Consider the following 24,698-nt stretch of genomic DNA (forward strand, 5'->3'; position numbering starts at 1 on the left):
GGACCTTAGTGCGAAGGATGCAGCGCATCTTTCAGATAAACACAGGTCAGAATGGTGAAAACGTAGGCCTGAATGAAGGACACGAGGACCTCAAGACCATACATTGCGGTGATCGCCAGAACCGACACGGGTGAAATCACGGCAATCGCGGCAAAACCTGCGAACACCTTGATCACCGCGTGGCCTGCCATGACGTTACCGGCAAGACGAATAGAGTGGCTGACAGGGCGCACGAAGTACGAGATCAGCTCGATGATCGCCAGAACCGGACGCAGCGCCAGCGGCGCGCTGGAGACCCAGAACAGGCCCAGAAATGCGGCTCCGTTCTTGACGAAACCCAGAACGGTCACGGTCAGAAACACGGCCAGCGCCAGCGGGATGGTTACGGCGAAATGCGATGTGGTTGTGAAGGATGTGGGGATCATCCCAAGGAAGTTCGCGCAGACAATGAACATGAACAGGGTCATGACATAGGGGAAGTACTTGACGCCTTCCTTGCCGCAGATGTCTTCCAGCATCTTGTAGATGAAACCATAGGCCAGTTCGGCGATCGACTGCATCCGGGTCGGGACAATCGCTCGCTTCGAGGTGCTGAGCACCAGCAGGCCAAAGATCGCCGCAATCGCCAGGAACATCCACAGGGTCACGTTGGTGGGCGTGTACCATGCAATTGCACCGTCGCCGAACAACGGCTTGACGATGAACTGATCCATCGGATGGAAAACCAGGCTGCTGCCTTCTGCTGCGGTGGTCTCGGTCGCCACGTTCAGTCCCTCTCGTCCTTCTCGGCCACGCTTGCAGCCGCTTGTTTCTCTTGAACCTCTTTCGCGCTGCGGAGCATAACCTTCACACCCGCGACAAGGCCCAGCAATGTGAACAGCACCAGAAATATCGGGATTGTCCCGAGCAGGCTGTCCAGCCCGTATCCGATGCCAAATCCGATCCCCAGACCGGATACCATTTCGATGACCATCCTCCAGGCAAGTTCGCCCCCGGACACGTCAGCATCTGCACGAGGCTTCGGCGCTTTCGCCTTTTTCGCCGCTTCGATCTTGGCCTCAAGCTGCGCCATACGCTGCTTTTGGTCGTCATCGGTCACGGGCGTTTTCCTCGCACAATCTTGGGCACGGTGCTAAGGGGCCGGGCGCACAGAGTCAACGCCGTTGAATCCCCGAATTTTCGCGGGTTAAGTCTTTGTAAAATATTGATTTTAACAAGTCACCCGACCCGTGCCGACAGCCTGCGCCGGCACTGTCTGTCAAAAATGCGCTAAATCCGCATATTCAACCAAATGGTTGACCAATCCCTGGCGCTGTGGTTCAGCCAGAGCATGTCCAACGATCTCGATACCGTTTTCGCAGCCCTTGCCGACCCCACGCGCCGCGCCATTCTGGCGATGCTGCTTGAGGATGATATGGCGGTCACAGACGTGGCCGAACCGTTCGAGATGTCGCTGGCCGCGATTTCGAAACATCTGATCATTCTGACCAGAGCCGGGTTGATTTCGCAGGAAAAGCGCGGGCGCGTGAAATGGTGCAAGCTGGAACCGGACGCCCTTCGCGCGTCCTCGGTCTGGATGCAGGGTTTCGGACAGTTCGAGCCGGTCAATCTGGATGCGTTCGAACGGTTTCTTGAGGTCGAGCTGCCCGCGACCGAAGACTGAAGCCCGGTATCAACGCACGACGAAAACCGAAACCTTCGCGTGATTGGCCAGATACCCTGCATGGCTGGAAAAGATATAGTCGGTGATCCTCGGCGCATGGGTGCCAACAACGATCAGGTCTGCGCCGATGTCTTCGGCCGCGCGCATCAGGTCACCATCGACTTCAGCCGCGACATCGACCGAGTGTATGTTTCGAAAACCAACCTTGGTGCCACTGTTACTGGCCAGTTGTTCGGCAAAACTGCCAAGGTCACGTTCAATCGTCTCGTCGGTCTGCACGGGATCGCCCGGTTGTGTCCCCGTAACGCTGACAACCGTAATGTCAGCGCCCTGCCATTTGGCAATTTGCGCAGCGACATCGGCGGCCTTGCGGACCTCGGGCGGTAAATGCAGATCAACGGGTATCATGATGTGGCTGAACATGGCTTCCTCCTCTAACCGGCTCATAGGGTAAAGCGTTTGGGCCACCAAAGCCTTGATCTGCCTCAATGGTGGAGTTGCGGGCATCCGGCGCACAGGCAGGCGCCGCTGGACCTGGCCTCAGCCCATGGGGCTGACCTCAACCCCCGTGATCACACCAAACGGGTCTGCGGCGCACAACCACGGTGTCTGCGCCCCTGCAACTGAGACCGTGGTTACAGAACCGGTCGGTCCGGTCTGCGTGGAAACGGCCGTCACGTCGTCGGGGCGGATGCCGGTCTCTGCGGACACCAGCGCCGCGCAACTGCCCTGCAGATCCGCTTCGCTGACGGTGTTGCCGGTGCCGGGCTGTGTGCAGGCTGTCAGGGTCGCGGCTGCGATCAGGTGTAGGGCGTGCTTCATTGATGTTTACCTTCATTAAGCCTGCGATCATTGCAGGCATGAACTGAGACATGCACAAGTGTCATTCGCGAACCGGGTCCGGCGCATTGACGGGCTGATCTTCTGCCTTCAGCAGCATTACAAGCGCCAGGATCGTCAAGACCGCTCCGACAAAAACCAGCGCGGCTGGCGCGTGCTGGCCCAAGGCGACCTCCCACAGGATCACCCAGCTGGGCGTCAGGTAAGTATAGGCCATCACCTTGGCCGAAGGCAGGCGCAATGTGGCGAACTGCACCAGCACAAAGCTGGCCGCCGTGGCAAAGATCGAGACATAGAGAAGCCCGATCCAGACAATCAACGGTAGGTTGGCCCAATCGGTCGTCCGGATGTCGGACCAGCCGTAGAGGGTCAGCAAAATAAATCCGGCCACCAGCGTGCCAAAAGTGAACACCACCGCCGGTTCGCCCCGGTTCAGCTTGCGCACCATGGGCGTATAGATCGCGTGCGCCACGCAGCCCCAGAAATAGATGATTTCGCCACCGCCAATCTCGAAAGCCGCAAACGCCTGCCAGTCCGCCCGAAAAATGACCCAGAGCGCCCCCGCTGCCCCAACGGCCAGCGCCAGCGCCATTCGGGGCGTTGTGATCTGTCGCAGCAGCACCCAGCCGGCCAGGGCCGACATAACCGGGGTCAGGGTGAACACTGCGGCGGCACTGACGGGGGGCGCGGTTTTCAACCCATGAAACATCAGCACGAAATAACTGGCGAATAACCCGCCCAGCACCAGATAGCGCCAAGGCGCCTGTGCGGCGCTGCGCGGCAGACCCGTGGTCATCAACGCCGCAACGCCAATCACTACAGAAGCGATGGCGAACCGGGCCGCAGTAATGGCTTCGGGGGCAATCTGATTGGCGATCAGCGCGCCCAGAGAAAAGCTGCCCGCAACCAGCGCCGAAAAAACAAGCATGGCCAGATGACCGCTGGCCTGCGGGGTCATGGCAGCCAGCCTTTGGATTGCTCTTTCAGGTAGGTCAGGAATGCCTGAACCTTGGTGGTTCTGTGCAGATCGACATGGGTGACCAGCCACAGATTTCCGAACCATTCAGGCAAGGGGTCGATCACCTCGATCAGATTGCGGTCGCGCGCGGCCTCCCACCGGGCCATAAAACCGATGCCGGCACCTGCCAGAACGGCCTCGCGGATGCAGAAATTGTTGGTGCAGCGAAAGGTGATCCGCTCATCCGGAACATTCGCCCGCAACCAGCGGGAAAACGGGGCGCGGCTGTTTTCATCATCGGTGCTGACAAAGAAATGGTTGCCGAAATCTTCGATACCGGTCGGTCTGCCGTGACGCTCGATATAGCTGGAACTGGCGTAGAGGCCGACCTCTTGCGTGATGAAGGGTTGCACCACATTGTCCGGCTGATCCGGGGCCGAGCCCGCACGAATGGCCACATGCGCCTCGCCATATTCTAGGCGAAACAGACGGTCCCCGGTCAGATAGCGCACGATCAGCCCCGGATGGGTCCGCTGAAACTCGCTGAGCGCAGGCACCACCAGCGGCGCGAACGAGGCCAGAGAAGTTACGACCAGTTCGCCCGAAACATCATCGCCCCGCCCTTTCATCCGTCCCACCAGCTGGTTGAACTGATCTTCGGTGGCCTGCGCGACGCGCAGCAGGTCCTCGCCAGCCTCGGTGGGCGTGTAGCCGCGCGCGTGGCGCTGGAACAGCTTGACGGCCAGCCGCGACTCGATTGCGTCGATATGGCGGATCACCGTGGCATGGTGCACGCCCAGAACCTCGGCCGCGCCGCTGACCGTACCCATACGCGCCACCTGATAGGCGGTTCTCACTTCGTCCCAATTGTCCATTGCATCTGTTCCACTGTGCAAATTTTAACAGCACTTGTTGACTTATCAGAGTTTTGTTCATCCACGCAACATTCATATTTGCAACAGACGCGAATTCCACACTCCAGGGACACTTAGACATGACCAAAACTATTCTGCATATCGACGCCTCGGCCCGCCGCGACGGGTCTGCTACCCGCGACCTGTCCGACCGGATCGTCAAGCATCTGAAACCCGGGCGCATCATCCGCCGGGATCTGGCGACACCGCTGCCGATGCTGACCGAAGGCTGGATCAATGCCAACTTCACCCCCGCCGATCAACGTGACGACGCTCAGCGCAGTCTGCTGTCGCAGTCCGACGATCTGGTGGCTGAGTTGCAGCAGGCCGACACGATCGTCATCGGCCTGCCGATCTATAACTACTCGGTCCCCGCCGCCTTTAAAGCCTGGATCGATCTGGTCGCACGCGTCGGCCTGACGTTTTACCACACAGAAAGCGGACCTGTTGGTCTGCTGAGCGGCAAACGGGCCGTTCTGGCCGTAGCATCCGGCGGCACCGTTGTCGGCTCGGACGTCGACTTTGCCACAAGCTACGCAAGGCATTTTCTGGGTTTCATCGGCATTCAGGACGTTGACGTTGTCGCCGCCGATCAATTGGCGCTGGACCCCGACACCTCGATCAATAACGCCCGCAGGGCAGTCACAGAGCTGGCCGCCTGATTGGCCTCTGGCAATCGGCTGACGAAACGTCCAGTCTGCGCCTGAATGATATTCGGCAGACTGGGCGTTTCTCATGAAGAAGATTGGAATTCTGGGCGGTGTCGGCTGGGCGTCGACCGTGGATTATTACCGCGCGATTGCGGAAGGTGCCGGTCGGTATTTTGCGGAACGCGGCCATGGCTCGCCCCTGCCCATTCCGGCGATGACCATCGAATCCGTCACACAGGCCAGAACCCGTGCTTTGCGGGGCGAACCCGGTAACGAAGAAAGCTGGGCCGCTTTTGACGCCGTGTTTCGCGAGGCGCTGATGACACTGGAACACGCGGGCTGCGATTTCGGTATCATCGCATCCAACACCCCGCACGCCCGGCTGCACGCAATTCGACGGGGCGTTTCGATGCCCATTCTCAGCATTTTCGACGCCGCAGCCGGGGTCACCGCCAAAACAGGAGCAACCAGCGCCCTGGTTCTGGGAACAACCGTCACAATGCAGGCCGGCAATTACGCCGACCACCTTGCCGATGTGGGCGTCACCGCGACCCCACGCCTGCCCGAGCCTGAAATCGCCGAAATGCAGGCCATGATCGACACCGACTTTTACGGTGGCGCATCCAATGCGGCCCGCGACCGGCTGCTGGCCTTCTGCGACAGGCACGCTGAACCGGGAACCGCCATCCTGCTGGCCTGTACCGAGCTACCGCTGGCCTTTCCCGACCATCTGGACGATCCGGTGTTCCGGGCGGACGGGCACCTGTTCGTCAACCCGTCGGCTGCACATGTGGCCGCTGCATTGAAGGAAGCGCTGGAAGGCTGATCACGGCAACCAGGTCACCTCACACCCGATCCGGTTAAAAAACGCCATCAGATCGTCACGCGGCATCGCCACCGTGCGATCGTTGACCAGCGGGTGCATGAAGATAACGTCGGCTTGCCGCGCAGCCCCATCCATAAAGAACCGCACATTGTTTTCAGCCCCGGTGATCATCGCCAGAGGGCTGACCGCGCCGGGACGGATGCCGAGGTTCTGCATCAGCCGGTCGGCGGACCCGAAAGACAGGTTTCGCGCGTCGATCTCGGCCCCCAGAGCCTTGAGATCAATTTCACGGCTCTGCTCCAGCGTCACCAGGTAATTCCGCTTTTTCTTGTCGCGCAGATACAAATTCTTAAGCCGCAGCGCGTTTTCCCCCGGTACCATAAACTGGTGTTCCACGCCCTTGGCATCCTCGACCGTGTGCAAAGGGATGTGGGTGTGCAGGCGATAGCGCAGACCCCATTCGTCCAGTTGCGCCAAAAGGGCGTCTGAACTCAGCGGCAATGTATCCTGAAAGGCGGATGATGCGTCCATGGGAACCTCCTCGTGTGATGCGCTCATCGCGCAACGGACCGGTAAATTCAAGCGGCGACAGCCCGGACGATCGGTGTTAGCTTGCCGCCATGAAAGTGACGCGCAATACCTCCGATCAGCTTATCCTTGCCGACACGCCCTGGTTTATCGGTGTCATGCTGATCATATTCATTCTGGCATTTGTCGGTCCCGGCATTTTGTTGATGAGCACCGGCGGCGAAAACATCTGGTTCGGCCTGATCTTTGCCCTGGGCGGTGGTGGTCTGGGATTTGGCGCCTTTTGCGTGTTCGTCCGCCGGGTGCAGGTCATTCTGGATCGCGGCAAAGACCGCATTCTGATCCGGCGTCAGTCGGTTTTTGGCTATGACAGTGTGGCGCATATATTGTCGAACCTGTCCCACGCCGAGTTGGAGCGCACGACTTCTACCCGCGAAGGGCGCACATCGACGCTGTATCGCCCGGTTCTAATTCTCGACAAAGGCATGAGCGCGGGCCGTCACCCCATTGTGGACGCGTTTTCCAACGGTCGCGGGTCGCAACGACTGGTTGACGCGGTCAATGAATGGCTGCCCGCGCGCAAGGTTGACTCTGCCAGCCAATCGGCCTAAAGCCCACGCAAACATCCGGAAGAGACCAACCTTCCGGTCCCTTAAGTCGTTCAGGGATCGCCCCCCACCAGCGAGTTTCGCCCGTGGGGGCGTTTGTGCATTTAACCGACGCATCCTATCTAGGATGCGCCACGAGATAACCGGCATAGGAGGCCGAAGGCATGTTTGAAAATCTATCCGAACGCCTTTCCGGCGTCTTTGACCGGCTGACCAAACAGGGCGCCCTGTCGGAAGAAGACGTCAAAACCGCCCTGCGCGAGGTCCGCGTGGCGCTGCTTGAGGCTGACGTCTCGCTGCAGGTGGCCCGCGCATTCGTCAAGAAAGTGCAGGAACAGGCGACCGGTCAGGCCGTCACAAAATCGATCACCCCCGGCCAGCAGGTCGTCAAGATCGTGCATGACGCGCTGGTCGATACCCTGCGCGGCGAGGAAGACCCCGGCGCGCTGAAAATCGACAACCCGCCTGCCCCGATCCTGATGGTCGGTCTGCAGGGCTCGGGTAAGACGACCACCACCGGCAAGCTGGCCAAGCGCCTGAAGAAGAAAGAGGGCAAAAAGGTCCTGATGGCCTCGCTCGACGTCTACCGCCCGGCGGCGATGGATCAGCTGGCGGTGCTGGGCACGCAGGTCGGCGTCGATACACTGCCGATCGTTCCCGGCCAGAAACCCGTCGACATTGCCAAACGTGCCAAGCAGCAGGCGACACTGGGCGGTTACGACGTCTATATGCTCGACACCGCGGGCCGTTTGCATATCGACGAAGTCCTGATGGACGAGGTCGAACAGGTCCGCAATGTGGTCGACCCGCGCGAAACCCTGCTGGTCGTTGACGGTCTGACCGGTCAGGTCGCTGTCGAAGTCGCCGAAGAGTTCGACGCCAAGGTCGGTATCTCGGGCGTGGTCCTGACCCGGATGGACGGCGACGGCCGCGGCGGCGCGGCGCTGTCGATGCGCGCGGTCACCGGCAAGCCGATCCGCTTTGTCGGCCTGGGTGAGAAGATGGATGCGCTCGAAACCTTCGAGCCGGACCGGATCGCCGGTCGCATTCTGGGCATGGGCGACATCGTTGCTCTGGTCGAAAAAGCCCAGGAAACGATGGAGATCGAACAGACCGAGCGCATGATGAAGCGCATGGTCAAAGGTCAGTTCAATATGAACGACCTGAAAATGCAGCTGGAACAGATGATCCAGATGGGCGGCATGCAGGGCATGATGGGCATGATGCCGGGCATGGGCAAGATGGCCAAGCAGATGGATCAGGCCGGTCTGGACGACAAGATCCTGCGCCAGCAGATCGCCATGATCCAGTCGATGACCAAACGCGAACGGGCCAACCCGCAGCTTCTGCAAGCCAGCCGCAAGAAGCGCATTGCCGCCGGTTCGGGGATGGAGGTCAGCGACCTCAACAAGCTGCTCAAGATGCACCGGCAAATGTCGGACATGATGAAGAAGATGGGCAAGATGGGCAAAGGCAAGATGCTGAAACAGGCCATGAAAGGCATGTTCGGCAAAGGCAGCCCCTCGCCCGAGGACATGGCCGCGGGCATGGACCCCAAGGCGCTGGAACAGGCGGCCAGGGCGATGGGCGGCAAGATGCCCGGCATGGGTGGCGGCATGGCCCTGCCGCCGGGGCTCAGCGGCTTTGGGAAGAAGAAGTAATGCACGCCTTTGCGCATCATATCCCCCGGCTTGAGACGGAGCGCCTGATCATGCGCGCGCCGTCCGAGGCGGATTTTGAAGCAGAGGCCGAGTTTTTCGCGTCGGACGCTTCAAAATTCGTCGGTGGACCATTGCGCCCGGACGAAACCTGGCGGGCGATTGCCATGCTGCTGGGGCATTGGGCGATGCGCGGGTATGGCTTTTGGGGCGTCGAGGAAAAGGATACCGGCGCTTATGTCGGCCATGTCGGCCTGTGGTGCCCGCACAGCTGGCCCGAACCCGAAATTGGCTGGACGCTGATGAACGGCGCTACCGGCAAGGGTTATGCGACCGAAGCTGCGCTGGCTGCCCGCACCCATGCCTATGACGTGCTGGGCTGGGAAACAGCCATTTCTCTGATCGACCCGGACAACGAGGGCAGCAAGGCGGTTGCCACCCGTCTGGGTGCACGGTTCGATTCCCTGTTCGAACACCCCGGCTTCGGAACCATGCAGATCTGGCGTCACCCTGCCCCCTCTGATCTGGTGAATGGCGGAATGGAGGCCTACGCATGACCTCATACACCATTCCGACCGTTGAAACCGAACGTCTGATCCTGCGCGCGCCACGGCAGGACGATCTGCCCGCGATGACTGCGTTTTTCGCGTCCGAACGCAGCCATATGGTTGGCGGTCCGAAAACCGCAATGGAAAGCTGGCGGTCTCTGATGGGGCGTTTCGGACACTGGGCCGTGATGGGCTATGGCGGCTGGCATATCTCTGACAAGGCCAGCGGCGGTTTTGCGGGTTGGGTCGGGATCATCAACGCCCCGGGCTGGGACGAGCCCGAGCTTGGCTGGACAATCATGGAAACATTCGAGGGTAAGGGTATCGCCTATGAGGCCGCCTTGGCCGCACGCACCTATTCCGCGCAGCATCTGGGTGTGAACGGACCGATTTCCTATATCGCCCACGAAAACGATCGATCGCGCGCATTGGCTGAACGGCTTGGTGCCACCTATGAACGCGAAGGCGAAGTCATGGGTACGCCCTGCCAGGTCTGGCGTCACCCCCGGATCGACACCGCGGCACCCGCCCTGACCCCCGAAAGGACCGGCCAATGACCAACCCCGTGACCCAGGCCGCCGCGCTGTTGAAGGACCATCGCGAAAGCATCGACCGGCTGGACGCGATCCTTGTCTACACGCTGGGCGAGCGCTTCAAGCACACGCAGGCTGTTGGCAAGCTCAAGGCCGCACACGACCTTCCCCCGTCCGATCCCTCGCGCGAGGCTGCGCAGATCGCACGGTTAGAAGACCTGGCGAAAGAGGCCGATCTGGACCCCGATTTCGCCAAGGCTTTTCTGAATTTCATCATTCAGGAAGTCATCCGACACCACCGGAAACATCAAAAGTGAACCTCCGGTTCAACAAACACCAGAACTAAACCGGCCTTTTGCCGGATACGCCATTCAAAGGAGATACCACCATGGCAATGAAAATTCGTCTCGCCCGCGGCGGCTCGAAAAAGCGTCCCTTCTACCGCATCGTGGCTGCTGACAGCCGCATGCCCCGCGACGGCCGTTTCATCGAAAAGCTGGGCACCTACAACCCGCTGCTGCCGAAAGACAGCGAAGAGCGCGTGAAAATGAACATGGAGCGCATCCAGTACTGGCTGGATCAGGGCGCACAGCCCACTGACCGGATCGCGCGTATGCTGGAAGCTGCCGGCACCCGTGACAAGGCCGAGCGCAACAACCCCAACAAGGGTACCCCGGGCAAGAAAGCTCAGGAACGCGCGGAAGAGAAAGCTGCAAAGGCGGCTGAAGCTGCCGAGGCGGCGGCTGCACCTGCTGAAGAAGCAGCCGCAGAAGAATAAGCAGGCGGACGCGTGCAGGATCAGGCCTTCACCGACGATTTCCGCACGCAGTTCGATCTGTTGATGCGGCTCCGGCGCGACGTGCGCCGGTTCCGCACCGACGCGGTAGACGAGGCAGTGCTGATGCGCTGCCTCGACACATTTCGGCTGGCCCCTTCTGTGGGGCTGAGCGAACCCTGGCGTGTGATCCGCGTCGAAAGCGCTGCTGCACGTGCGGCCGCGCTCAACAACTTTCAAACCGCCAATAACGCCGCTTTGGCCGGATATTCCGGTGAAAAGGCCCAGCTCTACAGCCGCCTGAAACTGTCCGGGATGCAGGATGCCCCGGTGCAGCTGGCGGTGTTCTGCGACGATGCGACCGACAAGGGTCTGGGTCTGGGCGCGGGCACCATGCCCGAGATGCGGCGCTATTCGGTGGTATCGGCCGTCACCCTGTTCTGGCTGACCCTGCGGGCCCAAGGGCTGGGGCTGGGCTGGGTGTCCATTCTGGACCCCGACCGTATCGCGCAGGATCTGGGCGTACCGGAAAGCTGGCGTCTGATCGGCTATTTCTGCATCGGCTGGCCAGAGGAAATGTCTGACACCCCAGAGTTGGAGCGCGCCGGCTGGGAATGTCGCGACGGCACCCTTCCGGTTGAGGTGCGATAAGAAATGTTCGGACTTATTCGACTTCCCATCCTGCTGCTGATCGCCTTTATTGTCGGCGTGTTCTTTGAACGCAGCAATCAGCGCGAAGCCTGCGCCGACCGCGGGCAGTGGCGCGACGGAATATGTATGACGACGGATGGGCCAAATGAGTGATCTGATCTGCGTGGGCAGCATTGCGGGCTCTTACGGGGTGCGGGGCGAAGTGCGCCTGAAAAGCTATTGCGCCGTGCCCGAGGACATCGAAGCCTATTCGCCGCTGACCGATGAAAGCGGGGCTGAACGCTATCCTTTGGTCCTGACACGCACGATCAAGAACGGTTTTGCCGCCCGGCTGGGCGGGATCGAAACCAAGGAAGAGGCCGACGCCATCAAGGGCCTGCGCCTGTTTGCGCGGCGCGATCAGTTGCCGTCGCTGCCTGATGATGAGTTCTATCACACCGACCTGATCGGGTTGGAGGTCTATGACACTGGTGGCACGTTGCTGGGCCGGGTCAAAGCCGTTCAGAACCACGGTGCGGCGGACCTACTGGAATTGCATGGCCCGGGTCTGAAATCGACTGTCCTGCTGCCCTTCACGCTTGAAGTCGTGCCGACGGTTGATCTGGACAAGGGCCGCATCATCGTCGATCCGCCTGAGGGCCTGATCTGATGCGGCGTGTGTTGCTGCATCTAGGCCTGCACAAGACCGGGACCACAGCGGCGCAGTCGTTCCTCTATGAAAACCGCGAGTTGATCTGGCCCCATTTCGCATTGATTCTGCCGTATCGCACGCGCAATTCCGGCCTGTCGCGGGCGGCCACCAACCATTCCGTATACGGCACCATTGGCACGCTGTCCGAGTTTGGCAACCAGATGCGCGCATTTCTGGACACGCTGGATTTCGGCGACAAGCGCGGATTGATCATCAGCGAGGAAAACTTCGCCGGCCTGCGCCCCAGCCGCAATGTCGAACAGGGCTATGCGGCGGCGCCGGAACTGGCGGCCTGTCTGGTGGATGCGGTCCGGCACCGGTTTTCCGGACAAGAGGTCCGGATTACAATCTATCTGTCCCTGCGCCAGCGCGGCGGCTGGCTGCGCAGCCTTTGGGCCCATGATCTGGAACGCATGCGGCAGGTGCAGGATTTCGAATCTTTCCGGGCCGGCATGGACCATTTGCCGCCGCTTGAGGACACCGTGAACCGGATTCGCGACAGGTTGCCTGCGGTCGAAGTAACCTCGGACTGGTTGGAAGAGCTGCGGCTGCGGCGCTTTGGGCCCGGTACGCCATTTGCAGAGTTTCTGGACCTGCCCCGGGACAAGGCAAACCTGCTGGTGCCGCCCGCCCGGGTCAACAACCGCCTGCCCGAAGATGTCCTGGCCGAATTGCTTGACCTGAACCGCTCGCGGCTGGACGAGGCGGCGTTGACCAGGCAGAAAGACGCCCTGATAGACCGCGCGAAGACCGCGCTGATCGGTACGACATGACAGACAAGCCCAGCAAATCCCACGGCCGCAAGGCGATCCGGCCCACCCTGAAGCCACGCGAGCTGTTAACCCCCACTCCCGATTTGCATGGGGTGTGGAAGACCAAGATCATCACTCTGTTTCCGTCGGCATTTCCCGGTGTGTTGGGCGAAAGCCTGACGGGCAAGGCGTTGCAGGACGGGCTGTGGCAACTGGAAACCGTCGACCTGCGCCAGTTCGGCATCGGCAAGCACCGTAATGTCGACGACACCCCGGCCGGGGGCGGCGCGGGCATGGTGCTGCGCGCCGATGTGCTGGGCGAGGCGATTGAGCACACGATGGCGGGCATTCAGGGCAACTGGCCGCTGATCTACCTCAGCCCGCGCGGCCGCCGGATGGATCAGACGATGATGCAAAACCTGGCCCGCTGCGACGGCATGACCCTGCTGTGCGGGCGTTTCGAAGGCGTCGATGAACGGGTTCTGGAGCATTACGGCGTTCAGGAGGTTTCCTTGGGCGATTTCGTCATGACCGGCGGCGAAATCGCAGCGCAGGCTCTGATCGATGCGACCGTGCGACTGATCCCCGGCGTGCTGGGCAATCAGGCCTCGGCCGAGGAAGAAAGCTTTTCCTCGGGCCTGCTGGAGCATCCGCAATACACCCGGCCGGCGGAATGGAAAGGGCGGCCGATCCCCGACATCCTGATGTCAGGCCATCACGGCCGGATCGCCGAATGGCGTCACGACATGTCGGAACAGATCACGCGCGAGAGGCGGCCTGATCTTTGGGACAGCTATCAGAAGAAGGGGGATTAACTCCCCGTTTTCCAGCGTGCCCAGATGTCGGGCTGACCGTTGAAAGTGTTGATATCCACCGGCCCCTGTACGCCCGGCACCAGCCCGGTGCCGGTATATTGCCAGAACCGCCAGACCGCTCTGGGGTAGACATTCCGCGGATGTCCCGCCACCGAGCGCAGCCAGAATTCAGTCTTGGGCAGGCGGCCGATATTCGTATCGCCATAAAAATCCACCGTCGTATAGACAATGGGGCGGCGGCCATAGTGGCGTTCCAGAATATCGAGAAACCGCTGCGCTTCGGCCCGGACGGTCGCGCCGTCCGGGCGCAGCCGGCAGGTCTTGGAATGCGGCGTCCATTCCATATCCAGCACATGCGGCAGGTCAGCCCCTCTGGGGACGTTGCGGATGAACCAGCGCGCCTGCTCATGGGCCGGGCGGCAGAAATAATAGTAGTGATACGCCCCCCAGGGCACGCCCGCCGACTGCGCACCACGTCGGTGCGCGTCAAACATCGGATCGGCCACGTCACCGCCCTCGGTCGCCTTGATGAAGACGAAGCTGACCCCGGACGCCTTGGCGCGACGCCAGTCGATCGGCCCCTGCCAGCGTGACACGTCCAGCCCGTGCACCGGATATTGGCCGGGATGCCGCCCGTCCCAGTCATGCGGATCGGCATCGCCAAAGGCCGGATAAATGACCGAAGGCGAGGTGGTGTCCAGAAAGGACTTTGCCTCAACCTCTTGCGGCCTGGGGCCATTGCGACCGCAGGACATGATCGCCAGAGCCATAACGGCCAGCATCAACGCTTTGCGCATGATCCATTCCTGTTTTAAATTTCTGCTCGTATAATTGTTCCCAGAATGCCTGATCGTCGGCACAAGGCAACGGTACGGTTGCCGGACGGCGAAATCCCACCGTCCGACCCTGAAATCTTTGGCGATTTAGGCTTGATCCCCGCGCGCAAAGCCCTTAAACGACCGCAATCCGGTGCCGCAATCGCGCGACTCCGGTGTTTTGGTTTGCATCATGGCGCAACACCCGGCTTTCTTCGGCTGCGGCGCTGCCTGGGCGGACCGGACCAAAGGAACATTCGATCTGACCTCTGGCGGGCTGTTCGCAGAACCCGGTGAAGACCAAGAGCTCTCAGGCCGTGCCCAAACTTCGTGGACCAACCGCGAGCAGATAGGAGTAACTGCGATGGACCTGATCGCACAGCTTGAGGCGGAACAGATTGCCGCCCTGGGGAAAGACATCCCCGATTTCAAAGCCGGTGACACCATCCGTGTCGGCTTTAAAGTGACCGAAGGGTCGCGCACCCGTGTGCAGAACTACGAAGGCGTCTGCATCGCGCGCAAAGGTGGCAGCGGCATCGCCGGTTCGTTCACCGTCCGTAAGATTTCGTTTGGCGAAGGCGTGGAGCGTGTGTTCCCGCTGCATTCGACCAACATCGACAGCATCACCGTTGTCCGCCGTGGCCGCGTCCGTCGCGCCAAACTGTACTATCTGCGCACCCGTCGCGGTAAATCCGCCCGTATCGCAGAGGTCACCAACTACAAGCCTAAGGCTGGCGCCGAGGCGTAAGGAGCGGAAAGATGAAAAAAGACATCCATCCCGATTATCACGTCATCAACGTCAAAATGACCGATGGCACCGTGGTTCAGATGAAATCCACCTGGGGCAGCGAAGGCGACCAGCTGGCTCTGGAAATCGACCCCTCCTCGCACCCTGCGTGGACCGGTGGCTCGTCGCGCCTGATGGACGCCGGCGGCCGCGTGTCGAAGTTCAAGAAGAAATACGAAGGTCTGGGCTTCTAAGCCATTCCCTTTTGTGTTGCGAAGGGCCGTCCCGGTTGGGGCGGCCTTTTTTATTTGGCTTCAGGTCGGTTTGGCACTCGCCCGCTAATTCTATTGCAGCCAACAGTGCGCAATGACATTTAGCTTCTATGTTCCCTTCTGTTGTCGTTCACACTCTGATCATTCTGGTTTTGACACTTCTGACACAGATTGGCGGGCTTGCCTGGATCGTCGCGCTTTTCTTCAAGAGAAGACTGGTTTCATTTGTAGTGGCGTATGTTGCGCTCCTTGTCGCTGCGATTTGGATCGCTCCGCTTTTCGGGCGCGTCGCGTTGAGTTGTTCAGAGAGCGGCCCGTTGCAGGTTCAAAGCTGGGTGTATTGTGCCCTGAACAGAAACTACGTTTCTCCGGAACTCGCGGATGTATTGCAACAGACCGCTGAAGAAATGGACAGGCGTCATCCGGGAACAATAACCTTGGTTCTTGATGCCAACTTTCCGTTTCTGGATGGGTTCCCCTTACTGCCGCATCTTTCACACGACGACGGAGAAAAAGCCGACCTTGCGTTCTATTATGCAGATGAAAATGGCTACCTGAGCGGGGCCACCCGATCGCCGGTCGGGTATTTCGCATTTGAACAAGGTACGAGCACCTGTTCTGAGCGTTGGCCCACCCTAAGATGGAATCTGGATTTCTTACAGCGCCTTTGGAAAGGGTTCGGTATCGACCAGGAACGCATGCGTTCGTTGCTGCGAATACTGTCCGATGATGCGCGTGTGTCCAAGATTTTCATTGAACCACATCTGGCCCAAAGCCTGAAAGTTTCTCATCCCAATATCCGTTTCCAAGGATGCCGGGCGGCGCGCCATGATGACCACATACACTTTCAGCTGTAGCAGACGGCACAAGTCGCTGGGCGATTTCGTCCAGGATCGGTAAGTGGTACACTTAGCCGCAACATACTCTCAGATTCTGCGGAGACCTCGTAAATGCCCCAGTACAACGATATGTTCGAGCTTTCGGTCGAGGATTTGGATCTGATCGAAACGGCATTGCGCGGCTCGGCTGCTTCATTGTCGCAGGCCACATTGGATGAGACGGTGGACAGCAAGGCGGACCGTGAGGATACCTTGCGCCGGGTACACGATCTTCTCGGCAAGTTGCACGATCAGAAGGTTTTTTATCGCCCCAAAGACGGCGTGTATCTGGGCGGGTAGGTCCATCCAGGCCGACCCTGACGGCACCCAAAGATCCGGCACATTCACCGGGGCGCGCGCGTCAGTTCCGCCGCGCTGTGCAAGGGTGGCACCGGTCCCCTCAGCAACAGCAGCGCCAGCGCCATTCCCAACAATGCAGCGATCGCAGCGATGACCATGGTGCTGTCAAAGGCGTTGTCCTGCACGTCCCGCAGCGCTTTGGCCAGTGCGGTCCCTGCGTCGGGCTTCATTCCAGCGATCAGCTGCTGGATCTGGCTGGGCGTGCCGTGGGTCAGCGCATGGGCCAAATCCGCGCGCTGGGTCGATCCGGCGGGTAGCGCAGCGATCACCTCGGACAGACCCCGGCGGGTTGTGACCGCCTCGGCCAGACCGCCAACGACCGCGCCAAGGGTGGCACCGAAATACAGGCAGGCGTTGATCACACCGGACCCCTGCCCCACATGCTCCTCGGGCAGCAGGCGCAGGCCGAGACGTGGCAACAGGGAAAAACAGATGCCCAATCCGATCCCGACGATCAGAAGCTTCCACCAGATTTCGGCATATTGCGTGGTATTCGTTGTCGTCATCAACAACAGGAACCCGCACGCCATCGCACCCAGCCCAATCGCAATCGGCCATTGAAAGCTGTAGGGCGCCAGAAACCGAGGCGCCGTGACCGAAATGACGAACATGCTGAGGCTGAGCGGCATGATCGCCAGCCCCGCGCCGATGGGGGTATAGCCAAAGGCGTCCGGCGACTGGACGAAGGTGTTGAAATACACAAAAAAGCAAAACAGCGTAAAGCCGGTAAAGAACATGCCAGCCGCGGCCATGAAGTACCGGGGATGGCGGAAATAGCGCAGCTCGATCAGCGGGTCGGGGCTGCGGCGGGACACAATCACCAGAACCAGCGTCGCTACGGCCGCCACACCCAGCGGCACAAGTGTCAAAGTCGTACCCCACCCGCCGCTTTCACCATTGCTGAGCGCAAAGGACAGCGGCCCCAGAAACAGCAACACCGCAAATGCGCCGGGGTAATCGAACCGTGCTCCGGCAAGGCGGGTATCGGGCACGTAGTTCCGTTTGCTGACGCGCAGCCCGATGACAAAGGCGATGGCCAGCAGCAGCAGATCGGTTGCGAACACTCCGCGCCAACTCAGGTAATGCGCAAAGGCGCCGCCCACAATCGGTCCGACGCCGATAGCAAGCCCCACTATGGCCCCCCAGGCCCCGGTGACACTGGCACGCTGCTCCTCGGGCGTGGCTGCGGTCAGCAGGGACAATGAGGTGCCGAACAGCGCCGCCGCCCCGGCCCCTTGCGCGCCGCGGCCAAACAACAGCATCGGCGCGTCCTGCGCAAAAAGAACCGATGCGGACCCGAGGGCAAAAACGATCATGCCAAAGAAAAACACGCCCATCTTGCCGGTGATATCGCCCATGCGGCTGACGATTGTGACAAGCGTGGCACTGGCAACCGTGTAGGTCGCCATCACCCATTGCAGCCCCGACGGGGTCAGGTCGAACTCGGCCTTCAGGTTGGGCAACACGGTCGCAACGGCGGTCGTGTTAAAGCCAACGACCATCATGCAGATGGCCGTCATCGCCAGTACAACGCGGGCGCTCGCCTTTGGGGATGGGTCCGGGGAGGTCTCGCCGCTCATCAACTTGTCCTGAAACTGTGGCTCTTTAATGCAATTTATCAGCAGTTTAGCGATTTTTATCGCTGCGCATAGGGTGCGCGTCAGATCCAGTAGGACAGCGCAACCGGCAGCACGACAATCGTGGTCAGTGTTGAGACCAGAATGAACCCCGCCACATCCGGCCCGTATTCCGGCACATGCTGGTCGATGAAAAGATAGGTCGCTACTGAAGAGGGCATCAGGCAACACAGGATCACAGCGCCGCGCTCGGCCCCGGTAAAGCCAAATGCCCAGACCAGCGCCAAGGCGATCACCACGGCCATCACCAGATGCAACAGGGTCAGGATCACCGCCCGACCCAGGCTTTTGATCCGCAGGGTCGCCAGCGTGTGGCCCAGCGTCAGCAGCATCAGCGGGATCGACAGACCGCCGAGGATATCGAAGGATTTGGCCACCGGCTGCGGCAGGCTGTACCCAGTGGCCATCAGGATCAGCGAGACGACCACAGCGTAGATGATCGGGGAAGTGGCGATTTTCCTGGGTGAGAATTCTCCGGCCGGAATCCACATGCCGACCGTGAATATGCTGATCAGCACGACAACCACAAATCCCATCGTATAGGCCATCCCGGCGTCGCCCAGCGCCAGCAAGGTGATCGGCAGGCCAATATTGCCGACATTGCCATGCATCAGCGGCGTCAGAAAGGCGCGTATCGGCAGGCGCATCGCCCTGAGCGCAACGGCACCCAACACACCGAAGCCCGCTATTGCCAATGCTGCGGCGACCATCACGTCCAGAAATGTGCCAACGGCGATCTTGGTTGCAGAGAGATGCGAAATGATCAGTGTCGGGTAGCCCACACGCGACACGATCCCCCCAATAATCTTATTGTCGAACGGCGCCTTGATCAGCGCCAGACAATACCCGATCCCGGCGCAGATCAGTACCGGCAGAACCACGTTCAGAACGTTCAGAAACAGATGGTCCAACCAGTGCCCCTGTTGCAAATGACTGTCCGGGACTGTGAAACAGGGTGGCTGCTTTGGCAAGCGCGCGCCCTAACCTGCCCCGCTGCCTTGGTTTTCCAAATTAGAGCCTGTTATCGCCCTGCAACAACGCTTGGGGTTCTTCCCTTCCAAGCTTCCACAACATATAGTGGCTGACAACAACGTGTGGGTAAGCACGGCGGGACATGGGAATACAGGCATGGCACATATCATCGTAGTGGGGAACGAGAAGGGCGGCGCGGGTAAATCGACCGTGTCGATGCATGTGGCCACGGCGCTGGCGCGACTGGGGCACAAAGTCAGTTCGCTGGATCTGGACCTTCGGCAGCGCAGTCTGGGGCGCTACTTTGAAAACCGCGGAAAGTTTTTGAACGGGTCCGAGACGACCCTGCCCACCCCACGGCATCACGACCTGCCCGAGATTGACGCCTCTTCGTTGAAACCCGGTGAGAACATCTATGACCATCGCCTGTCTGCCGCCGTGGCCGAACTGGAAAGCGACAGTGATTTCATCCTGATCGACTGCCCCGGCTCGCATACGCGGCTCAGCCAGGTGGCGCATTCGCTGGCGGACACGCTGATTACACCGCTCAATGACAGTTTCATCGATTTTGACCTGTTGGCCCGGATTGACTCGAAGGGTGAGAAAATCCTCGGGCCGTCGGTCTATTCCGAGATGGTTTGGAACGCGCGGCAATTGCGGGCGCAGGCCGGGTTGAAACCCATCGACTGGGTCGTCGTGCGCAACCGCGTCGGGACCCAGCGCATGGTCAACAAGGAAAAGATGCAGCGCGCGATCGAAATGCTGTCGCAGCGCATCGGCTTCCGGGTCGCATCAGGCTTTTCCGAACGCGTTATCTTCCGTGAACTGTTTCCGCGTGGTCTGACGCTGCTGGACCTCAAGGATATCGGGGTCAAGCAGCTGAACATCTCGAACATTGCCGCGCGGCAGGAATTGCGTGACATGATGAAAGAGCTGAACCTGCCCGGCGTTGAAATCGACTTTTAGGCCAACGGCGCGTAAACGGTGAACAGCTCTTTGGGTTCGGTCACGCCGCGCAGCATATACCGCCCGACCGAGATCAGGTCCTGCGCGCAGGGCTGCGCCGCGCGGGCAACGTCATCCGAGATCAGAATACGCTGACCCAGCGAACGGTGCATTCCGGCGATCCGGGCAGCCTGATTGACGGCCGGGCCGATCACGGTGAAGTCCAGCCGGGTTTCCGACCCGATGTTGCCATACAGGATTTCGCCCGAATGCAGCGCCAGCGTAAACTTGGCAACAGGCAAGCCTGCGGCTTGCCGACTGGCGTTCAGCTCATCCATCCGTTCCTGCAACAGGGGCACGGCTTTCAGCGCCGCGCGCGCGTCTTCGTCTATTTCGCCCACATCGAACATCGCCATCAGGCCGTCACCCATGAATTTCAGGATATTCCCGCCGCTGTCATGGACGACGCTGACCGCGACGGCCAGATAATCGTTCAGCATGTCGATGATCTCATTGCCCGGCAGTTCCTCGGACATGCCGGTGAACCCTTCCAGATCAAAATTCCAGATCACGGCATCGATCTGCTGAAGCGAGCCGCGCCGGATTTCGCCCGACAAGACGCGGCGGCCTGCATCACGTCCCAGATAGACACGCATCAGATCCTTGGACACCCGCGCGCTAGCCGCGGATTTCAGTGCCAGCCCCAGATGCGGCATCACCGTGTTGATCAGCGAAAGGTCGTCGTCGTGAAACCCGTCCGGTGCGTTGGACGTCCAGGACATCAGAACGCCATCAACAGCCTTCTTGGCGTCTTTCGGACCGTTATGCGTTGGCACGTCAAAGGTGACGCCCGTTGCGTAGTAATCGGTGGCGCCAACTTCGCGCAGGTCGTTGAGCAGGGGGAAGCGGCTGGCCTCGTTCTGATCGACAAGCCGTTCATGGATCACGTCCACTTCGTCGTTCAGAATGGCAAAGAGCGGGCTTTGCATCCACTGTTCGCTGGGTTCCTCGGTATATTCGTAGGTTTCGGATTCGCCACCCTGTCCCTGGTACCAGCTGAACCCCGTACCCCCGTAAACCGGATGCAGCGCGGATTGCGCGGCATGAAAACGCATCAGCGGAACACCCAGGTCGACCAGCCTGTTGCAATAGCCGTCCAGCAGTTCTTCTTTCTCGGCGCCTTCCAGTCCTCGTGAGACGAGCCAGTTGATCAGATCGGTTGATTTTGCCGCGTTGGGGTCCGGGGCTGTCATTTCACATTCCTGTTATCATTTGCGCTTGATCTGGTGTCGCCGGCCCCTGATTTCCAGTCCTCAGCCCATATGAGCCAGCCGTCGCAGCATTTTGCGCAAAAGCGCGGCCTCATCGGCCGTGAACATGCCCGCCAGCGTGGCATCATATTGCGCGGCAACGGTGCTGAGTTCGCGATATACAGACAGCCCCATGGGCGTCAGGGTCAACTGTTCGACCCGCCGGTCGGTTTCGCTGCGCTCACGTTTCAGATATCTGCGCCCTTCCAGCCGATGCACTGCGCGACTGATCTTGGTCTTATGAATCTTGGCGCGCGCGCCGATCTGCTTGGCTGTCATCTGGCCATAGTTGCCCAGATGAAACAGCACCCGCCATTCGGTACGCAGCATGCCATAGCGGTCCTTGTAAACCTTCTGGAATTCCAGGGCGCTTTCCTCGGCCGCGCGATTCAGCAGGTAGGGCAGAAAATCCTGCAGATCAAACTCATCATTTTTGGCTGATTTTTCCTGACTCATGCTTGTTAGTTACAAAATCAACTATTATCGGACAAGAAGCAAATGGAGGAACACAGGATGAACCATCCGACTGATCCGCACAAAATGACCCAGGCCAGCACGCCGGTTGGCACCCATGCGGGGTACATGCCCGGCTTTGGCAATGACTTCGAAACAGAGGCCCTGCCCGGCGCGTTGCCGCAGGGCATGAACAGCCCGCAGCGCTGCAATTACGGACTTTACGGCGAACAGCTTAGCGGTACGGCATTTACGGCGAACCCGCCCGAACGGACGTGGTGCTATCGCATCCGCCCGTCGGTAAAGCATTCGTATCGCTACGAAAAAATCGACCTTCCCCATTGGAAATCCGCACCCTTTGTTGATCCGGACGTGATCAGCCTGGGCCAGTACCGGTGGGACGCCATACCCCATTCGGATGAAGGGCTGACCTGGCTGACCGGCATGCGGACGATGACCACCGCCGGGGACGTCAACACTCAGGTCGGAATGGCCAGCCACATCTATCTGGTCACCGAATCCATGGTGGACGACTATTTTTTCTCGGCCGATTCCGAATTGCTGGTGGTGCCGCAGGAAGGCCGTCTGCGCTTTGCCACCGAATTGGGGATCATCGACCTTGAACCCAAAGAGATCGCCATCATCCCGCGCGGTCTGCTGTACCGGGTCGAAGTTCTGGAAGGCCCGGCGCGCGGCTTTGTCTGCGAAAACTATGGTCAGAAGTTCGAACTGCCGGGTCGCGGCCCGATCGGTGCGAACTGCATGGCCAATCCGCGCGACTTCAAGGCCCCGGTTGCGGCGTTTGAAGACCGCGAGGTGCCTTCGACCGTGACCGTCAAATGGTGCGGCCAGTTCCACACCACCAGGATCGGGCAAAGCCCGCTGGACGTCGTGGCGTGGCATGGAAATTACGCGCCCTATAAGTACGACCTGCGCACCTATTGCCCGGTCGGCGCGATCCTGTTCGATCACCCCGACCCATCGATTTTCACCGTCCTGACCGCGCCTTCGGGTCAGCCGGGCACGGCCAATATCGACTTTGTCCTGTTCCGCGAACGCTGGATGGTGGCCGAAGACACGTTCCGCCCGCCCTGGTATCACAAGAACATCATGTCTGAACTGATGGGCAACATCTACGGCCAGTACGATGCCAAACCGCAGGGCTTTGTTCCCGGCGGCATGAGCCTGCACAACATGATGCTGCCCCACGGGCCGGACAAGGAAGCGTTTGAAAAAGCGTCGAATTCCAATCTGGGCCCGGACAAGCTGGACAATACGATGTCCTTCATGTTCGAAACCCGCTTCCCTCAGCATCTGACGCCGTTTGCCGCCAACGAGGCGCCTTTGCAGGACGACTATATTGACTGCTGGACGTCGCTTGAGAAAAAGTTCGACGGAAGCCCGGGCAAGAAGTGATGGATGCTGGCTACTTGGTCATTGCCGTGTTCCTGGGCTTTATTGGGATGTCGATATGGGCACTGCGAGGACGCTGGAACGGCAAGCGCGACCACTATAAGCACAATCCAATGCCCGGCCATCGCCAGGAAGGCTCTTCCGGCGGGGCCGAACCCGGCGGCGATTGAAAGATGAAAACAGAATAATGCGGCACGCCCGTTCCCGGTGCCACTTTCGAAACGACGACAAAGACGACAAGGATCACAGATGCCTTTGATGAAATCCTGGGTGGCGTCGGCCAATGATGCAGACCACCCTTTCCCGCTGAACAACCTGCCATATGGCGTGTTTTCGACCGATGGGTCCGACCTTCGCTGCGGTGTGGCAATCGGGGATATGATCCTCGATGTCACCGCCGCCGAAGAGCAGGGGCTGATCGCACTGGCGGACGAGCCGCTGTTCGATTTGCCGTTCTGGAACCCGTTGATGGAACAGGGGCCTGCCGTTTGGGCGGCGCTGCGCAACCGGCTGACCGAGATGCTGGCCGAAGAGACAGAGGAACGTGAGCAGGTCGAACCCCTGCTCGTGGCGCAAGGCGACGCCGAGCTGCACATGCCCTTCGCGGTCAGCGAATATACCGATTTCTACGCTGGCCGGCACCACGCCCAGAATGTGGGGACGATGTTCCGCGGCGCTGAAAACGCGCTGCCGCCGAACTGGCTGCACATCCCCATCGGGTATAACGGGCGCGCGTCGTCGGTTGTTGTCTCGGGCACCGATATCCGCCGCCCCTGGGGTCAGTTGAAATCACCGGATCAAGAGAAACCCGCCTTCCTGCCCAGCCGCCGGTTTGACATCGAGCTTGAGATGGGCGCAATCGTCGGTACGCCGTCGGACGGCCCGATTTCCGTGCAGGAGGCCGACGACAACATATTCGGCTATGTCCTGCTGAACGACTGGTCAGCGCGCGATATTCAGGCTTGGGAGTATCAGCCGCTCGGGCCTTTTCAGGCCAAGGCCACCGCCACATCGATCAGCCCGTGGATCGTGACCAAAGCCGCGCTGGAGCCATTCCGGTGCGATACGCCGCCGCGCGAGTTCGAGTTGCTGGACCATCTGAAGGACTGCGGCCCGATGTTGTATGATATCGAGCTTGAGGTGACGATGGCTCCCGCTGGCAAAGACGCGACAACCATCGCGGCGACGAACTATAAAGAGATGTACTATTCCGCCGCGCAGCAACTGGCCCATCACAGCACGTCGGGCTGCCCGATGAATACCGGAGACCTGCTGGGGTCCGGCACGATCTCGGGGCCGACCAAGCCCGAGCGCGGCTCGCTTCTGGAACTCAGCTGGGGCGGGAAAGAGCCGCTGACGCTGAACGGTGGCGAGACGCGCAGCTTCATCGAAGACGGCGACACACTTAAGCTGAAGGGTGCGGCAAAGGGTGACGGATACAGCATTGGCTTCGGCGATTGCACCGGCACAGTGCTGCCCGCGCTATCCGATCCCTACGGCCGCTGA

General features: G+C 60.2%; 34 protein-coding genes. 22 read left to right on the plus strand and 12 right to left on the minus strand.

What is annotated here, in order from left to right; genetic code table 11:
- Nucleotides 1–5: 5 nt before the first annotated feature.
- Nucleotides 6–764 carry a F0F1 ATP synthase subunit A gene (locus ACXAC3_RS17940; RefSeq protein ID WP_170694641.1) on the minus strand — a complete coding sequence of 253 codons (759 nt, stop codon included), beginning with the start codon at nt 762–764 and terminating at the stop codon, nt 6–8.
- A gap of 2 nt (nt 765–766) precedes the next feature.
- On the minus strand, nt 767–1,099 hold the full coding sequence (locus ACXAC3_RS17945; protein WP_475163073.1) for an AtpZ/AtpI family protein: 333 nt from the start codon (nt 1,097–1,099) through the stop codon (nt 767–769).
- Nucleotides 1,100–1,330: 231 nt separating this feature from the next.
- Here ACXAC3_RS17945 and ACXAC3_RS17950 point away from each other — a divergent pair, with 231 nt between their 5' ends.
- Nucleotides 1,331–1,663: an ArsR/SmtB family transcription factor gene (locus ACXAC3_RS17950; RefSeq protein ID WP_475163484.1), complete on the plus strand. Its 333-nt coding sequence runs from the start codon at nt 1,331–1,333 to the stop codon at nt 1,661–1,663.
- A gap of 9 nt (nt 1,664–1,672) precedes the next feature.
- Here ACXAC3_RS17950 and ACXAC3_RS17955 read toward each other — a convergent pair whose 3' ends face one another.
- The 4 genes from ACXAC3_RS17955 to ACXAC3_RS17970 all read right to left on the minus strand — a co-directional run bounded on the left by ACXAC3_RS17955 (nt 1,673) and on the right by ACXAC3_RS17970 (nt 4,336).
- Nucleotides 1,673–2,086: a universal stress protein gene (locus tag ACXAC3_RS17955; RefSeq protein ID WP_475163075.1), complete on the minus strand. Its 414-nt coding sequence runs from the start codon at nt 2,084–2,086 to the stop codon at nt 1,673–1,675.
- Between the two features lie 117 nt (nt 2,087–2,203).
- Nucleotides 2,204–2,485: a hypothetical protein gene (locus tag ACXAC3_RS17960; protein ID WP_475163078.1), complete on the minus strand. Its 282-nt coding sequence runs from the start codon at nt 2,483–2,485 to the stop codon at nt 2,204–2,206.
- A gap of 61 nt (nt 2,486–2,546) precedes the next feature.
- Entirely contained in the window at nt 2,547–3,461 is a 915-nt protein-coding gene (locus tag ACXAC3_RS17965) for a DMT family transporter (protein WP_475163079.1), read from the minus strand.
- Complete coding sequence (locus ACXAC3_RS17970) at nt 3,458–4,336, minus strand: LysR family transcriptional regulator (RefSeq protein WP_475163083.1); 879 nt, start codon at nt 4,334–4,336, stop codon at nt 3,458–3,460. Before ACXAC3_RS17970 ends, ACXAC3_RS17965 begins: the two co-directional genes overlap by 4 nt.
- Before the next feature lie 119 nt (nt 4,337–4,455).
- Between ACXAC3_RS17970 and ACXAC3_RS17975 the strand changes: the two genes are divergently transcribed.
- Together ACXAC3_RS17975 and ACXAC3_RS17980 are read left to right on the plus strand one after the other, a co-directional pair.
- Entirely contained in the window at nt 4,456–5,037 is a 582-nt protein-coding gene (locus ACXAC3_RS17975) for an FMN-dependent NADH-azoreductase (protein ID WP_475163086.1), read from the plus strand.
- A 73-nt stretch (nt 5,038–5,110) separates the two neighbouring features.
- Nucleotides 5,111–5,851, plus strand: a complete 741-nt coding sequence (locus ACXAC3_RS17980; protein ID WP_475163089.1) for an aspartate/glutamate racemase family protein — start codon at nt 5,111–5,113, stop codon at nt 5,849–5,851.
- Here ACXAC3_RS17980 and ACXAC3_RS17985 read toward each other — a convergent pair whose 3' ends face one another.
- On the minus strand, nt 5,852–6,382 hold the full coding sequence (locus tag ACXAC3_RS17985) for a prolyl-tRNA synthetase associated domain-containing protein (RefSeq protein WP_475163094.1): 531 nt from the start codon (nt 6,380–6,382) through the stop codon (nt 5,852–5,854).
- A gap of 89 nt (nt 6,383–6,471) precedes the next feature.
- Between ACXAC3_RS17985 and ACXAC3_RS17990 the strand changes: the two genes are divergently transcribed.
- The 11 genes from ACXAC3_RS17990 (at nt 6,472) to trmD (ending at nt 13,410) form a co-directional block, all read left to right on the plus strand.
- Nucleotides 6,472–6,990 (plus strand): hypothetical protein, encoded by a 519-nt coding sequence (locus ACXAC3_RS17990; RefSeq protein ID WP_475163097.1) that lies wholly within the window; start codon nt 6,472–6,474, stop codon nt 6,988–6,990.
- Nucleotides 6,991–7,151: 161 nt separating this feature from the next.
- Entirely contained in the window at nt 7,152–8,648 is a 1,497-nt protein-coding gene (ffh, locus tag ACXAC3_RS17995) for a signal recognition particle protein (RefSeq protein ID WP_475163099.1), read from the plus strand.
- A complete protein-coding gene (locus tag ACXAC3_RS18000) occupies nt 8,648–9,202 on the plus strand; it encodes a GNAT family N-acetyltransferase (RefSeq protein ID WP_475163101.1) in 555 nt (184 codons plus the stop codon). Before ffh ends, ACXAC3_RS18000 begins: the two co-directional genes overlap by 1 nt.
- Nucleotides 9,199–9,750, plus strand: a complete 552-nt coding sequence (locus ACXAC3_RS18005) for a GNAT family N-acetyltransferase (protein WP_475163103.1) — start codon at nt 9,199–9,201, stop codon at nt 9,748–9,750. The genes ACXAC3_RS18000 and ACXAC3_RS18005 overlap by 4 nt, the downstream gene beginning before the upstream one ends.
- Nucleotides 9,747–10,043, plus strand: a complete 297-nt coding sequence (locus ACXAC3_RS18010) for a chorismate mutase (protein WP_475163106.1) — start codon at nt 9,747–9,749, stop codon at nt 10,041–10,043. The genes ACXAC3_RS18005 and ACXAC3_RS18010 overlap by 4 nt, the downstream gene beginning before the upstream one ends.
- A gap of 71 nt (nt 10,044–10,114) precedes the next feature.
- On the plus strand, nt 10,115–10,504 hold the full coding sequence (gene rpsP / locus ACXAC3_RS18015) for a 30S ribosomal protein S16 (RefSeq protein ID WP_170350323.1): 390 nt from the start codon (nt 10,115–10,117) through the stop codon (nt 10,502–10,504).
- Nucleotides 10,505–10,516: 12 nt separating this feature from the next.
- Nucleotides 10,517–11,152 (plus strand): 5,6-dimethylbenzimidazole synthase, encoded by a 636-nt coding sequence (gene bluB, locus ACXAC3_RS18020; protein ID WP_475163108.1) that lies wholly within the window; start codon nt 10,517–10,519, stop codon nt 11,150–11,152.
- A 3-nt stretch (nt 11,153–11,155) separates the two neighbouring features.
- Nucleotides 11,156–11,305, plus strand: coding sequence for a hypothetical protein (locus ACXAC3_RS18025; RefSeq protein WP_475163111.1), 150 nt, complete (start codon nt 11,156–11,158; stop codon nt 11,303–11,305).
- Nucleotides 11,298–11,801 carry a ribosome maturation factor RimM gene (gene rimM / locus ACXAC3_RS18030; protein WP_475163112.1) on the plus strand — a complete coding sequence of 168 codons (504 nt, stop codon included), beginning with the start codon at nt 11,298–11,300 and terminating at the stop codon, nt 11,799–11,801. The genes ACXAC3_RS18025 and rimM overlap by 8 nt, the downstream gene beginning before the upstream one ends.
- Nucleotides 11,801–12,616, plus strand: a complete 816-nt coding sequence (locus ACXAC3_RS18035; protein WP_475163114.1) for a hypothetical protein — start codon at nt 11,801–11,803, stop codon at nt 12,614–12,616. Before rimM ends, ACXAC3_RS18035 begins: the two co-directional genes overlap by 1 nt.
- A complete protein-coding gene (trmD, locus tag ACXAC3_RS18040; protein WP_475163116.1) occupies nt 12,613–13,410 on the plus strand; it encodes a tRNA (guanosine(37)-N1)-methyltransferase TrmD in 798 nt (265 codons plus the stop codon). Before ACXAC3_RS18035 ends, trmD begins: the two co-directional genes overlap by 4 nt.
- Here the strand turns inward: trmD and ACXAC3_RS18045 are convergent.
- Nucleotides 13,407–14,207: a glycoside hydrolase family 25 protein gene (locus ACXAC3_RS18045; protein WP_475163117.1), complete on the minus strand. Its 801-nt coding sequence runs from the start codon at nt 14,205–14,207 to the stop codon at nt 13,407–13,409. The genes trmD and ACXAC3_RS18045 overlap by 4 nt on opposite strands.
- Nucleotides 14,208–14,589: 382 nt before the next feature.
- Between ACXAC3_RS18045 and rplS the strand changes: the two genes are divergently transcribed.
- From rplS to ACXAC3_RS18065, 4 genes are all read left to right on the plus strand, one after another.
- On the plus strand, nt 14,590–14,973 hold the full coding sequence (gene rplS / locus ACXAC3_RS18050) for a 50S ribosomal protein L19 (RefSeq protein ID WP_039541573.1): 384 nt from the start codon (nt 14,590–14,592) through the stop codon (nt 14,971–14,973).
- A gap of 11 nt (nt 14,974–14,984) precedes the next feature.
- Entirely contained in the window at nt 14,985–15,206 is a 222-nt protein-coding gene (gene rpmE / locus ACXAC3_RS18055; protein ID WP_170493714.1) for a 50S ribosomal protein L31, read from the plus strand.
- Between the two features lie 128 nt (nt 15,207–15,334).
- Nucleotides 15,335–16,081, plus strand: coding sequence for a hypothetical protein (locus tag ACXAC3_RS18060; RefSeq protein WP_475163120.1), 747 nt, complete (start codon nt 15,335–15,337; stop codon nt 16,079–16,081).
- Nucleotides 16,082–16,174: 93 nt separating this feature from the next.
- A complete protein-coding gene (locus ACXAC3_RS18065; protein WP_475163121.1) occupies nt 16,175–16,402 on the plus strand; it encodes a hypothetical protein in 228 nt (75 codons plus the stop codon).
- 44 nt (nt 16,403–16,446) lie between these two features.
- Here the strand turns inward: ACXAC3_RS18065 and ACXAC3_RS18070 are convergent, their stop codons facing one another.
- Nucleotides 16,447–18,042, minus strand: a complete 1,596-nt coding sequence (locus ACXAC3_RS18070; protein WP_475163126.1) for an MFS transporter — start codon at nt 18,040–18,042, stop codon at nt 16,447–16,449.
- An 80-nt stretch (nt 18,043–18,122) separates the two neighbouring features.
- Complete coding sequence (locus tag ACXAC3_RS18075) at nt 18,123–19,010, minus strand: AEC family transporter (protein WP_475163129.1); 888 nt, start codon at nt 19,008–19,010, stop codon at nt 18,123–18,125.
- A gap of 217 nt (nt 19,011–19,227) precedes the next feature.
- Between ACXAC3_RS18075 and ACXAC3_RS18080 the strand changes: the two genes are divergently transcribed.
- Nucleotides 19,228–20,037: a division plane positioning ATPase MipZ gene (locus ACXAC3_RS18080; RefSeq protein ID WP_475163130.1), complete on the plus strand. Its 810-nt coding sequence runs from the start codon at nt 19,228–19,230 to the stop codon at nt 20,035–20,037.
- Here the strand turns inward: ACXAC3_RS18080 and ACXAC3_RS18085 are convergent.
- A complete protein-coding gene (locus tag ACXAC3_RS18085) occupies nt 20,034–21,269 on the minus strand; it encodes an adenylate/guanylate cyclase domain-containing protein (RefSeq protein ID WP_475163134.1) in 1,236 nt (411 codons plus the stop codon). The two genes, ACXAC3_RS18080 and ACXAC3_RS18085, sit on opposite strands and share 4 nt — an antisense overlap.
- Before the next feature lie 60 nt (nt 21,270–21,329).
- Nucleotides 21,330–21,782 carry a MarR family winged helix-turn-helix transcriptional regulator gene (locus ACXAC3_RS18090; protein ID WP_475163138.1) on the minus strand — a complete coding sequence of 151 codons (453 nt, stop codon included), beginning with the start codon at nt 21,780–21,782 and terminating at the stop codon, nt 21,330–21,332.
- Nucleotides 21,783–21,839: 57 nt separating this feature from the next.
- On the opposite strand from ACXAC3_RS18090, the gene hmgA reads away from it, so the two are divergent.
- The 3 genes from hmgA (at nt 21,840) to fahA (ending at nt 24,698) form a co-directional block, all read left to right on the plus strand.
- Nucleotides 21,840–23,195: a homogentisate 1,2-dioxygenase gene (gene hmgA / locus ACXAC3_RS18095; protein WP_475163141.1), complete on the plus strand. Its 1,356-nt coding sequence runs from the start codon at nt 21,840–21,842 to the stop codon at nt 23,193–23,195.
- Complete coding sequence (locus ACXAC3_RS18100) at nt 23,195–23,362, plus strand: hypothetical protein (protein WP_475163144.1); 168 nt, start codon at nt 23,195–23,197, stop codon at nt 23,360–23,362. Before hmgA ends, ACXAC3_RS18100 begins: the two co-directional genes overlap by 1 nt.
- Nucleotides 23,363–23,441: 79 nt before the next feature.
- Nucleotides 23,442–24,698 (plus strand): fumarylacetoacetase, encoded by a 1,257-nt coding sequence (gene fahA, locus ACXAC3_RS18105; RefSeq protein WP_475163147.1) that lies wholly within the window; start codon nt 23,442–23,444, stop codon nt 24,696–24,698.

The organism is Ruegeria sp. ABV4_181 (genome assembly GCF_056158465.1).